Genomic DNA, 12850 nt, shown 5'->3' with positions numbered 1-12850 from the left:
CCGTGAGCCTCCTCGGGCCAACAGGATGTTGGTCACGAAGGCTTTGCCACACGACGTGGCGTTCTTAGCCTTTGTTCCATTGTGCGCTCCTGCGGGGTCTCACTGGACTCGCTTTTTCCGCTGGAGTCGCCGCCCTTCACTTCAATCATTCACCTGGTTAAAATAACCGTGATCAAATATAGTTTAAAAAGAAAATATAAAAAATCGTCCGATCTTTTAAAATGAAAGTACCCACATCTATATTTAGATAGAATTACTAAACAAGAATATCAATGAACAAACTTCACTTCCGCTGAAATTCAAGAGGTTACTTGTGTGCTTTTAAAAAAGGAAATCACGCCTCTACATTTATATGTTTAGTGTAAGTTCCACCGTGAAAATTCTGTTTTATCATGTAAGTCTCCATATACTAAAAACACGATGAACACTGGGTTCTTGGCAATCTATAGTCATATACTTTCTTATATTGTAAGAAAAACCGGGTAAGTATACTCGATCCTTTTAAGACAGCACACAGGGTCAACTTTGGTTTCCGGTATGATTTCCGTTATTTCCGCGGGCGGGTCCGTGAGTCTCCTCAGGCCAACAGGATGTTGGTCACGAAGGCTTCGCCACACGACGTGGCGTTCTTAGCCTTCGTTCCATTGTGCTCCTGCGGGGGCTCACCGAACACGCTTTTCCCGCCGGAGTCGCCGCCTGGAACGTAAATCATTCACCTAGTTACAAATCAACATTGAAGACAATATGTTTTAAAAATAAATATTAAAGTCGTCTTGTTAAATGAAAGTACCCACACCATACATTTAGATTGGATTACTAAACAAGTTTATATTACTGAACAAACATCAATTCCACTGAAATTCAAGAGGAGACTTGTGATCTTTAAAAAAGAAAATCCGCCTTTACATTTATCGGTTTAGCGTGAGTCCCACCTTGGAAATTCACGTTAGTCTCCATATACTAAAAACCACTATGAATACAGGGTTCTTGGCACTCTATAGTCATATACTTTCTTATCTTGTAAGAAAAACCGGGTAAGTGTGCCCGGTCCTTTTAAGAAGGGTAACCATAGAAACCTGTTTATTTCCGCTGCGGTGGACGCTTTTCGCGGGCATCGCTTGAGTCTCCTCGGGCCAACAGGATGTTGGTCACGAAGGCTTTGCCACACGACGTGGCGTTCTTAGCCTTCGTTCCATTGTGCTCCTGCGGTTACTCGTCGCAAAGATACTGGCTTTTGGCCAGCATCTTTCCTGCGGGGCCTTCAGCTCATGCTTTTCCCGCAGAAGTCGCCACCTGCGCTTCAATCAACTAGTGTGTATTTATCCATCATTGCAACGAAATCTATTTTCAGTGACAATCTTTTGAATCGTGAGCGATACAAAGCTAGCAGGAATACTTCTTCTACACAATTTCTAAAAAGAGAAATACATTCCAGTTAATACTTTTCGTCCACTCAAATCAGTTTTTCTTCCATTCAAATCGGCTTTCCGTCCACTCATGACATCTTTTCGTCCACTCAGCATAACTTTCCGTCCACTCGAGACTATTTTTCATACACTTAGCAGGAAATGACCATTATATTCCTTTAAAATTGTTATACCTGCTGAAACAGACGTCCCCATTAGTTGGCAACATGGAAAGTCTTTTTTTCAATTGAGTCATTTTTTTATGAAAAGAGGGCTGCCCTTAAAAGTCATTTTATATGACTTTTGGGACAGCCCAATTTATTTATTTTTTGTTTCAGTTTTATAGTGTGATTTCGCTTTTCCTTTAAATTTCTTACTACTTTAAAAGGCTTCTTAGGGGTACCTCTTAAAGTTGAGTGAGAAACATGCTTGCTAATCCTAAATAGATTGTAATACTAATAATATCAATTAGTGTTGTAATAAACGGGCCTGACGCAACTGCAGGATCTATGTTCAACCGATTTATAAATAAAGGCACAAATGACCCTGATAAAGTTGCAACAAAAATTGAACATACTACTGCTGTTCCTACTAATAATCCTAACAACAAATCGTGGTATAAGAAATAAACTACTCCTACAACTACCAAAGCACAAACTGCTCCTGTAATTAGGCCAGTTCCTCCTTCTCGCATCAGCAATTTAAGATTGCTTTGGTTTTTAATATCTCCTGTTGCGATCCCTCGAATTGCAACAGCGAGTGCTTGTGTACCACTGTTTCCAGCTATGCCTGCAATTAGTGGAATAAAAACAGCTAAAATTGCTACTTCGTCTAAGGTTGCTTCGAACGCCCCCATCAAGTTTGCAGTAATCATTCCTAAGAACAATAAAATAATTAGCCATGGCAGTCTTTTTTTTGCTGCTGTTAACGGCCCTTTATCAAACGTGTCCATCTCTGAAACACCAGCCAACTTGGAGTAATCATCATTCGCTTCTTCTTCTAGAACATCTATAATATCATCGACCGTAATAATGCCAAGTAAATGATTTTGGAAATCAACCACTGGAACTGCTAAGAAATCATAGTCTTTAAACATTCTTGCAACTTCTTCTTGATCATCACTAACCGATACACTGACAACCCGTTCATTACGAATTTCACTTATTAATGTATTCATGTCAGCAATTATTAAATCTCGCAAAGACACTACACCTGTTAATTGATGATTTTCGTTAACTACGAATATATAATAAATCATTTCTGCTTCTGGTGCCGCTTTCCGTAATAAGGCCATGGCAGATCCAACAGTTGAATTTTCAGGAATTGCAACGTACTCCGTTGTCATTATAGAACCAGCAGTGTACTCTTCATAATGCAATAGATCTTTAATTTCTTGAGCAGATTCATTATCCATAATAGTTAAATAACTAGCAACTTGGTCTTTACCGAGTTCATTTAAAACGTCTACTGCATTATCAGCATACATTTCACTTAACATATCTGCAGCATAAGAAATTTCCATTTCTTGTAAAAACGGTTCATATTCATCATCATCAAGTTCTATTGATTGAAAAATTTCAGCCATTTCTTTTGGAGAGAGATACTGATAAATAATTTGCCTACTATCAGGTCCCACCTGTTCAAAGAACTGTGACTGGTTATACGGATGTAGGGTTAAGAACTCTTCTCTAAATGCATCAACTTGTTGATCATTTAAAAACGTAATTAATTGTTCGGCATCAAATTGTTGTTCTTCATTGTTTTTACGGTCTTCTATCATGTATGCCCCCTCCTTTCTTTAAATCTTTTCATTTCTACATTTATCATTGTATGGGTACAATATTGATATCGCAATACTTATATGTATAAGAGGTGAAGAATTTGTCGTATGACATTATTGGAGATATTCATGGATGTTTTGAAGAACTAGAAACCTTAATTACTAAGTTGGGTTATCAGCGTCAAAAAAATATTTTTGTTCATCCACAAGGACGTAAACTCGTTTTTGTAGGTGATGCAACTGATAGAGGACCTCAATCACTTGAAGTCTTAGAGCTGTTATTTGCATTGCAGGATGCTGACTTATTACAGTATTCCCCAGGAAATCATTGCAATAAATTATACCGCTTTTTTAAGGGACATAAAGTACATATTTCTCATGGGTTAGAAACTACTGTTGAAGAATTTAATCAATTGTCAGAAGAAAAACGAAAACAAATAAGGAAACGTTACATCAATTTTTATGAGTCGCTACCATTTTATCAACAGCTCGATAACAACCACCTCATTGTTGCACATGCAGGAATTAGAGAAGATATGATTGGGAAACCCATCCAAAAAAATATAATCGTTTTTGTACTATACGGAGATATTACTGGCGAAAGTTATTTAGATGGAAGACCAGTTCGCAGAGATTGGGCTAAGCATTATAAAGGTACTGCTTTAATTGTGTACGGTCATACACCAATAAAAGAAGCACGCTTTATGAACAATACTGTGAATATCGACACCGGATGTGTATTTGGAGGGAAATTATCAGCTCTCCGTTATCCCGAATTAACCGTGGTGTCAGTCCCCTCAATTCAACCGTATGTGAAAGAAAAATTTCACGATTATGACGATTGAACAAGCACTTTTTTCATATCAATTGGTAAGGGACTCGTGAAAGTCAACATTTCATTTGTTAGGGGATGTTTAATATCCACAGATGAACAGTGAAGGGCTTGACGTTTAATTAACTCCCGATCCCCTCCATATAGATCATCACCAACTATTGAATGACCGATATGTGCTAAATGAACCCGTATTTGATGTGTTCTTCCCGTGTGCAAAATACACTTTACATGTGATATATGCACATCATTACTAATTAAATGAACATCTGTATGGGCAAAAATTCCATCTTCACGAACTTCCCGCTCAATAATACTACTTGCTTTTCTTCCTATTGGCGCTATAATTTTTTGCATATGTTGTTCAACCTTACCGTGGACTATGGCCTCATAGGTCTTATTTGTCACATGGTTGTAATTCATGATGTGATGAATATGTCGATTTTTCACTAAACAAACTAAACCAGATGTATCTCGGTCAAGACGAGTTAAAATATGAACAGTTGAAGGAATCGACATTTGTTTATAATAAAAAGCAACATAATTCGCCAATGTTCCTGATGGATGTTCTCGTGAAGGTATTGTACTTTGACCAGTCGGTTTATTAATAATCAACAATACCTCATCCTCATATACAATGTCTAAATAACCTTCTTGGCAAATTAGACCCGAGCTTATTTCTTCAATTGGAAAAATAACGGTCACATCATCCCCCTTTATTAGTGGATGTCTGACCGTTTTTTCTTGTCCGTTTACAAGTAGGGAGCCGCCATCATATTTAATCGAGGTTAATGTCCTTTTAGATATTCCCCATTTAGACAGCGCTTCTCGGAGAAGTACATCCTCTGCCGCTTGAAAGGTAAGTGAAAATTGTTTACACATCGTTATCGATAAACGAATCATGTACCCGTTTCCAAAATGGGAAAGGACGGAATCTGGCGAATCTTACTTTTTCATTTGCCACACGATATTGGATGGATTTAACATCTTTAAGTGACAATTGTATATGATCAATTGTCACCATAAAATCAGCTGCTTTTACAGGTTTTAATACACATTTATGATGAGCTGGTAACACCAATGAAGCCCCTACTGTTCGAAACACTCGATTATTGATGGATGCCATTTCCGTTAACTGAATAGCTTCAAATGAAGGATGAATCACTGCTCCACCAAGTGCTTTGTTATAAGCTGTACTCCCAGAAGGTGTGGACATACATAAACCATCGCCACGAAAGCGTTCAAAATGGCTATTATTTAATTCCACATCCATTACTAAAGTAACATCAGGAGATTTAATGGTACTTTCGTTTAATGCTAAATAAATATTTTGCTCATCATTTTTTTTGAAATTAATTGTTGCTTCAAGTAATGGGTATTCTATAACTTCAAAATCTTTTTTAGAAATGGAAATCACTAATTTTTCGATTTCAGCAGGTTTCCAATCAGCATAAAACCCCAAATGGCCTGTATGAATTCCTACGAATGCTACTGTAGATAGTTGTTCGCGATATCGGTGGAAGGCATGTAATAACGTCCCATCTCCACCAATGGAAATGACAATATCAGGTGATTCTTCATCCCACACTAATCCAAAATCGGTTAAGTATGTTCTAGCACGAGCCATTAGTTCATTTGAGTGTTCATCATTGCGTGATTGTATAGCAAATTTCATCAACACTTCCCACTTTCTTAAGAGTTTGATGGGAAATTCACATTTCCACCCTCTTTATAGTCACTAAAGTATTTTTGTGCTTCTTGGATTTCAGTTCGTATTAGTGACATTTCTTCATCTAAACGATTTGCTGCTTCAGAGGCACTTTGCAAACGATTTTTTATTTCTTCTGGAAATATTCCTTTATATTTGTAGTTTAATGAATGTTCAATAGATGCCCAGAAATTCATTGCTAAAGTGCGAATTTGTATTTCTACTAATATGTGAACTTTTCCATGAATGGTTTGAACAGGGTACTCAACGATCATGTGATAAGAACGATAGCCACTTGGTTTTTCATGTGAAATATAATCACGTTCTTCTACAACTATGATATCGTGACGATCACGTAATAATTTGACCACCTTTTCAATATCATCAACAAATGGGCACATAATGCGTAGACCAGCAATATCTTGCAGTTCTTGGCTTAAATTAGCGGATGGTTCAAATGCTATTCCTTTTTCAAGCGTTTTATCATAGATACTTGCAATTGGTTTTACTCGTCCAGTAACAAACTCTATAGGTGAGTTTGTATTTTCAATTTCATATTGTGTCCGCATGCCTTTAAATTTAACTTTCAATTCGTCTACCGCTTGTTTGTAATTCTCTAAAAAACGGTCCCATTGCCCCATAACAAGTCCCCCCTGACATTGATATAGCGTGTTGTTATAATAAAAAAAGATTATTGTGTAGAAAGACGTTCTTTAAACACTTCTTCAACGGCAGTAGAAAATTCTTCGCCATAATTGTGGTTTCCTTCAATATTAAAAATAAGCATGTTTAGCTCTTCCCGAAAATTATCGAGTGAAATATCCTTCTTCCCCCAAACTAAAACTGGTTCTTTATCTGCAACAAGAGAATCTGCAAGTAATGACCATACTGCTTTGGGAAATTGTATATGTGTATAGCCAACTGTATCATCCATTAAGTAAACGAAAGCATTTTTCTCTGAATCCGTAATTAACTGACCTCCTGCTTTAACTTCATGACCTGAGGAATCTTCTTCTAATAAAAAGCGAATTTCTGACCCATTTTTAACACCGTTAATTACAGTATAAGTTTTACGCAATGTAGCTCTTCCTTTCAATCTTTACTACCTATTATTTTATCACAGCTGCTCATATGTTGCAGTTTGCAAATTTTCAAGGATAATAAGTATATAAGGAGATGATTTCGTAGTGACAGTTCAGAAAGAAATAGAATTTAAAAATCTATTGCAAGAAGAAGAGTTTGATCAATTATGCAATGAATTTGGCATTGCGGATCAAGACTTTCAATTGCAAACAAATACTTACTTTGACACCGTAGATTACCAGTTACGTGACGCTTTCAAGGCTTTTCGTTTAAGGGTTCTTGGCGAACGAAATGAATTAACATTAAAAGAACCTGGGGAGAATACCCATACTATGATCGAAACAACTCAATTAATTTCTAATATTGAACGAGCTAAGATACTTAATAAAGGCGAGATAAAACCCGGAATTTATAATGAATTTCAACAGTTACCTAAAATTTTGATTCCTTTTGGCACTCTTAGTACTAAACGTGCTGAAATAGCCTATAAAGATGGCCTGCTTGTTCTCGATCGTTCTGAATATTTGGATCATATTGATTTTGAAGTAGAATATGAAGTAAACGATCTATCGAAAGGGCAAAAACACTTCAATGAATTACTTAATACTTTTAAAATCCCAAAACGTCCAACAATGAAAAAAATTGCAAGATTCATGAAAGCAGCAAATTATAAGTAATACAATGTAAGTTCATTCTATGATAACGTCCTTAATTTCCATGAAGTGTTAAATTTATAGGAATCGATTTATTTGTGAAAAATTCGTGAGGTTGATAGAATGGAGATACAGCTAAAGCAAAGGAGTTCATAATATTGACTCGAAAACCTATAATCCCTTATGAGGAAATCGGTCCGGATAAATTGTCGCAACTTATTGATACATTTTACGAAAAAGTCGCGGTACATCCAAAGCTTAAGCCTATATTCCCAGAAGACTTTACGGAAACCGCTCGTAAACAAAAACAATTCATGACACAATATCTAGGCGGACCTAATATATATTCACAAGAACATGGGCACCCTATGTTACGTGCTCGACATATGCATTTTCCCATCACACCTGATAGAGCCCAGGCTTGGCTCGAGTGTATGGCACTTGCAATGGATGAGGTGAAACTGGAAGGAAAAATTCGTGACGACTTCTATAATCGGCTTGTACTGACCGCCCATCATATGACCAACCTGCCTAATCCTGAGGAGGAAATCGTGTGAATAACCTGCAAATACCAAGCGCACCGGTTGTTTCTATAAGCTCAACAAAGCCAATTGAGATTTACGCATTTATTGATCCCTTGTGTTCTTCATGCTTTGATTTACAACCAATTTTACGGAAATTACAAGTGGAATATGAACAGTATTTCACTTTACGTTTAGTTTTAAGCACAAAGCTTTCTAACCTTAACTTATTATGTAAAAATGAATCTATAAATGATGATGATTTTACACATTCCTCACTTCCATCAATAGCAATTAAAGCTGCAGAACTTCAAGGAAAACGTGTAGGAATGCGGTTTCTTCAAAAATTACAAGAACAACTATTTTTAGATACAAAAAGTGTAGCTACTTATTCTAGTTTAATATCTATTGCAGAGCAAGCACAGTTAGATATACAAGAATTCAAATCTGATATTTATTCAAACGAAGCAAAACGTGCATTTCAGTGTGATCTCTACATTAGTCGTGAGATGAATGTTAATGAATCTCCAAGCATTGTATTTTTTAATGAGCATATCGAGGACGAGGGTCTAAAAATTACCGGACTTTATTCTTATAAAGTTTATGAGAAAGTTTTAGCTGAAATGTTGGATATGGAATTGTTTCCACAAGACCCCCCAACACTCGATGAACTCTTTCTCCGCTATCAAAGTTTGTCTACAAATGAAATAGCTTCCATTTATGGAGTTACAAAATATGCGGCGGAATGTGAATTAAAAAAACGAATGTTATTGCAACAACTAGAAAGAATTCCATTAGTCGATACCAATCATTGGCGCCTCAAAACGTACTCTCAAGAAAACAATAACACTCATCGCATGTCTTCTTTAATGTCTAGATAACAATGAAGTTAAATAAAACACCTTCGAACACTGTACTTATAAGTACAGTGTTCGAGGGTGTTTTTTAGTTTCTCTTTGAATAATAGTTTTCATACAAGAAATCTCTATTTAAAGGTGTCAAATAATCTGGGAAGATGCCTGGATTCCCTATTATGCTTTTTCACTCGTGTCTCGTTAATAGTAGTAATAATTCTTAAATCAGCTCTTTAATAACCCCCTCCTATCTCTATCAATACTAATCGTATAGTATAGTATGTTGATGTAATTAAAAACCACCTATTCCATTTCTAGATAGGTGGTTTTTATCACAAAGGGGATGGGAGAAATGTTCACGTTCAAACAAAGGGGTGTAAGTTTGTATGTGATTTTTTTCACATCTTTAAGATATCATAACATAGTTAATAAATCAATTTTTCACAATCTTTTTCACAAAATCGTCATAAATTAAGTGCAACAGGTAAAATTAATAAATTTCAAATAAAAGTTAATGTTATTTCGAAATAGTAGTTTAAAGACCTTCACTCTATTAGAATGAAGGTCTTTATCTCAACTACTTTAGCTATGTTATATTACAGTTAATTTTTTAATTATAGGTAATTCAAGTCAATGGTGGGGACTCCAGTGGGGAAATATTGTCCAAATTAGACCACAGGAGCACAATGGAACGAAAGAACGCTACTCGGGAGGCCAACCCTTCGTAACCAACATTCTGTTCGCTTGAGGAAGATCACTGCCCCCCACGGATAGTATCAGTCATTAACAATTAACAGTATAATTTAATAAAGAGATTATTTTAATAATAAACCTTCTAGTTCTGCTAGTTTTTCTTCAAATACTTTACATGCTTCCTCTATTGGCGCAGATGATGTCATATCAACACCTGCTTTTTTCAATACTTCAATCGGTGAATCTGAACTACCGGCTTTTAAAAATTTATTTATATAACGATCTACTGCTGGCTGACCTTCTGATAAAATTTGATTGCTTAATGCTACCGCTGCGCTATAGCCAGTAGAATATTGATATACATAATAGTTATAGTAGAAGTGTGGAATTCGAGCCCACTCAAGACCAATTTCTTCATCTACCACAATGTCATCACCAAAGTATTTTTTATTTAATTCAAAATATACTTCTGTTAGTTTATCTGCAGTTAATGCTATCCCGTCTTGGTCCAACTGATGAATTAAATGTTCAAATTCTGCAAACATGGTTTGACGAAATACCGTACCACGGAATCCTTCTAACCAATGATTTAGTAAGTAAATACGTTTAGTTTCATCATCAATTGTTTGTAACATATATTCATTTAACAACGCTTCGTTACAGGTTGATGCAACTTCAGCTACAAATATCGAATAATTTCCATATACATATGGTTGGTTTTCGCGTGAATAATAACTGTGTAAACTATGACCGAATTCATGAGCCAGAGTAAATAGGTTATTTACATTGTCTTGCCAGTTCATTAAAACGTATGGATTAGTTCCGTATGAGCCTGATGAATATGCCCCAGAACGTTTTCCTTTATTTTCAACCACATCCACCCAACGATTTTCAAGTCCTTTAGTAGCGGTTGACACATATTCTTCACCAAGTGGAGCAAAGCTTTTTAGCATAATGTTTTTAGCTTCTTCATAAGGAATTTCCATTTTTGTTTCTTTAACAAGCGGGGTATAGAGATCCCACATATGCAACTCGTCCAGACCTAAAACTTTCTTGCGTAATGACACGTAACGTTGCAAAAGGTGCAGATTTTTATTCACAGTATTAACTAAGTTATCATACACTTGTTCAGGTATTTGATTTTCTGACATCGCAGCATGACGAGCAGACTTATAGTTTCGTACACGTGCATTCACATTGTCTCGTTTTACATTTCCGGCAAGGGTTGATGCAAAAGTATTACGGAATTTTCCGTATGTGCCGTACATCGCTCGGAATGCATCTTCACGGACACGACGATCTCCGCTTTCTAAAAAGCGTACATACCTTCCTTGAGTTAATTCAAGCTCATCCCCATTCTCATCTTTTATGGATGGGAATTCTAGATCGGCATTGTTTAAAATACTAAATGTTTCAGAAGATGCATTTGTCACTTCCGACACTTGGGCAAGCAATGCTTCTTGTTCGGCTGGTAATATATGAGGGCGCATTTCGTTTATTTCTTTTAGCGCCTGTTTATATAATTGTAAACCTTCATGTTCTTCTACGTAACTTAAAACTTTTGACTCACTTAAAGATAAAATTTCAGGTGTCATAAAGGATAGGCCCGTAGAAACTTTGACAAGCAATGTTTTAATGCGGCTATCCATTGCTTGGTAATGACTGTTCGTTGTATCTTGATCGTAGCGCATATGAGAATAGGTATACAAACGATGAATTCGTTCTGATACCTCATCTTGATATACCAATGCCTTGTATAATGCTTCTGCACCACTTCCAAAAGTCCCTTTAAAAGTATCTGATTCTTCTGCAAGCGTGCTTACTTCTTGGTATTCACTTTCCCAGGCTTGGTCACTTGCGAAGATGTCTTCAAGCTTCCATGTTAATTCTGTTGGTACTTCCTTACGAGTCAGGACTTTATTTTTAGTTTCGTTAGTCATTCATTGTTCCTCCTTAAATAACTTATTGTACTATGGGAATAACCACTATATTCTCTCAACTATCACATCTATTTGCAACTTTTCCCCATTAAAATAATTTATTAATATTGATTCACTAATCTGTTGTTGAGATATCGGTACATCTATCTTGTAGTTAATGAATTGGAGTAAACGACAATAATGGCTAATAACTGTTTTTGCTTTATCCGTATCAGCTACTTTACAATGTAATATTATAAACGATTCAATCCACTCGTTGGTTATACAATTAAAATCCATATGTTTTTCTTTAAATGAAATTAAAAGTGCTAATTGCCATTCAATTAGATTGTTTTGTATTACTTCAGACCCTTTTATAGGGAAACCAACAAATAAAGGCATATCTTCAGGTACTATACGTTGTTCGTAACAATTTTTTAAAAACTTATCCATCGCCCCAAATTTCCCAGACATAATGCGATTATGAAGAGATCTTGATCGTTTATATTTGAACATGTTCCAATATTCGGCTCTTTCTGCTGTAGTGAGTGTTTTTACTTGAGCAAAAGGAAAAGTTTGTTGCTCAATGGATAGAGCACTAATCTTTGCAACAAAAGCCGTATCATTTAAATGCATTAAATGACTAATATAAATAAATTCAGAAGTTGAAGGATTATATGTGATTAAAGTAGCAGTTGTTGTCTCATTGGTAATGAAGTATTGCATAAACCTTGATAATTTTATATATGTAATACCTTTTGAATCCTTATATATATTCAAGGGTGTCCTCAGCATCCAAATTGAACGAGTGTTTACTTTAGAATAGCCTAGATTTCTTTTCTCGATATCTACTATTGGAATAACGCTACATTGAAATTCGATTGCAAATGATCTTTTATTTTTTTTAACTAATAAATCGGGTCGTTGTGATATTTTTGGTAAATATGCTTCAACCGAAACGATACATCCTACACGTGTAAAGAATTCGGCAAGCTGCTGTTTTCCAATTAAATGTGTGGGAGATTCTCTTTCTGAAAATGAAGATAAGCAATCTGTTAAAACGATATGAGCGAAATGGGGGATCACGATTTTCCCTATTTTCAAGCGAAGTGGGCTATCGCACTGAGGGCATTTAAATTGACTCGTGTTTCGCAAATACACTAATTGTTCTTTAGTCATCAGTCTTGTTATTGTGAAAATTTCTTTGTCATCTTTGTAAGCAGTTAATATATATATTCCCCCTTTTCAATATTTTACAAATATTTCTTCATTAATGCAATAAAAAAATATTCAGTCAAGTTAATCAAGTTGAACATGAGTATTCTAAAACGTTATTTTTATACAAGCCTTGGATTTATTAAGCAAAACCGGGTAAAGTATGCCCGGTCCTTTATAAGATAG

At 35.7% G+C, this 12850-nt stretch carries 11 protein-coding genes; 4 read left to right on the top strand and 7 right to left on the bottom strand.

The genetic code is table 11. The features are described 5' to 3' along the window. Positions 1 to 1812: 1812 nt before the first annotated feature. Positions 1813 to 3186 (bottom strand): magnesium transporter, encoded by a 1374-nt coding sequence (gene mgtE / locus B371_RS0106020; RefSeq protein WP_019413403.1) that lies wholly within the window; start codon positions 3184 to 3186, stop codon positions 1813 to 1815. A 101-nt stretch (positions 3187 to 3287) separates the two neighbouring features. Here mgtE and prpE point away from each other — a divergent pair, with 101 nt between their 5' ends. Then, complete coding sequence (gene prpE / locus B371_RS0106015; protein ID WP_019413402.1) at positions 3288 to 4031, top strand: bis(5'-nucleosyl)-tetraphosphatase PrpE; 744 nt, start codon at positions 3288 to 3290, stop codon at positions 4029 to 4031. Here prpE and B371_RS0106010 read toward each other — a convergent pair. The 4 genes from B371_RS0106010 to B371_RS0105995 are packed head-to-tail and all read right to left on the bottom strand — an operon-like array spanning position 4019 to position 6804. After that, on the bottom strand, positions 4019 to 4921 hold the full coding sequence (locus B371_RS0106010; protein WP_019413401.1) for an RluA family pseudouridine synthase: 903 nt from the start codon (positions 4919 to 4921) through the stop codon (positions 4019 to 4021). The genes prpE and B371_RS0106010 overlap by 13 nt on opposite strands. Then, positions 4893 to 5693 (bottom strand): NAD kinase, encoded by an 801-nt coding sequence (locus B371_RS0106005; RefSeq protein ID WP_019413400.1) that lies wholly within the window; start codon positions 5691 to 5693, stop codon positions 4893 to 4895. The genes B371_RS0106010 and B371_RS0106005 overlap by 29 nt, the downstream gene beginning before the upstream one ends. Positions 5694 to 5710: 17 nt before the next feature. Then, the gene (locus tag B371_RS0106000; RefSeq protein ID WP_019413399.1) at positions 5711 to 6367 is read right to left on the bottom strand and encodes a GTP pyrophosphokinase family protein; all 657 of its coding nucleotides are present in this window, start codon (positions 6365 to 6367) and stop codon (positions 5711 to 5713) included. 50 nt (positions 6368 to 6417) lie between these two features. Further along, positions 6418 to 6804, bottom strand: a complete 387-nt coding sequence (locus B371_RS0105995; protein WP_019413398.1) for a hypothetical protein — start codon at positions 6802 to 6804, stop codon at positions 6418 to 6420. A gap of 109 nt (positions 6805 to 6913) precedes the next feature. Here B371_RS0105995 and B371_RS0105990 point away from each other — a divergent pair, with 109 nt between their 5' ends. The 3 genes from B371_RS0105990 to B371_RS0105980 all read left to right on the top strand — a co-directional run bounded on the left by B371_RS0105990 (position 6914) and on the right by B371_RS0105980 (position 8864). Continuing rightward, entirely contained in the window at positions 6914 to 7486 is a 573-nt protein-coding gene (locus tag B371_RS0105990) for a CYTH domain-containing protein (RefSeq protein ID WP_019413397.1), read from the top strand. A 134-nt stretch (positions 7487 to 7620) separates the two neighbouring features. After that, positions 7621 to 8019 (top strand): globin, encoded by a 399-nt coding sequence (locus tag B371_RS0105985; RefSeq protein WP_019413396.1) that lies wholly within the window; start codon positions 7621 to 7623, stop codon positions 8017 to 8019. Further along, positions 8016 to 8864: a ClpXP adapter SpxH family protein gene (locus B371_RS0105980; protein ID WP_019413395.1), complete on the top strand. Its 849-nt coding sequence runs from the start codon at positions 8016 to 8018 to the stop codon at positions 8862 to 8864. Before B371_RS0105985 ends, B371_RS0105980 begins: the two co-directional genes overlap by 4 nt. Before the next feature lie 788 nt (positions 8865 to 9652). Here B371_RS0105980 and pepF read toward each other — a convergent pair. Together pepF and B371_RS0105970 are read right to left on the bottom strand one after the other, a co-directional pair. Next, a complete protein-coding gene (gene pepF / locus B371_RS0105975) occupies positions 9653 to 11470 on the bottom strand; it encodes an oligoendopeptidase F (protein WP_019413394.1) in 1818 nt (605 codons plus the stop codon). A 45-nt stretch (positions 11471 to 11515) separates the two neighbouring features. Further along, positions 11516 to 12628 carry a competence protein CoiA family protein gene (locus tag B371_RS0105970; protein WP_050995783.1) on the bottom strand — a complete coding sequence of 371 codons (1113 nt, stop codon included), beginning with the start codon at positions 12626 to 12628 and terminating at the stop codon, positions 11516 to 11518. Between the last annotated feature and the right edge of the window lie 222 nt (positions 12629 to 12850).

It is taken from the genome of Paenisporosarcina sp. TG20, assembly GCF_000286315.1.
Classification (GTDB): Bacteria; Bacillota; Bacilli; order Bacillales_A; family Planococcaceae; genus Paenisporosarcina.
The sequence above is the reverse complement of the archived record's forward strand: the minus strand, read 5'-3'. Positions and strand labels throughout refer to the sequence as shown.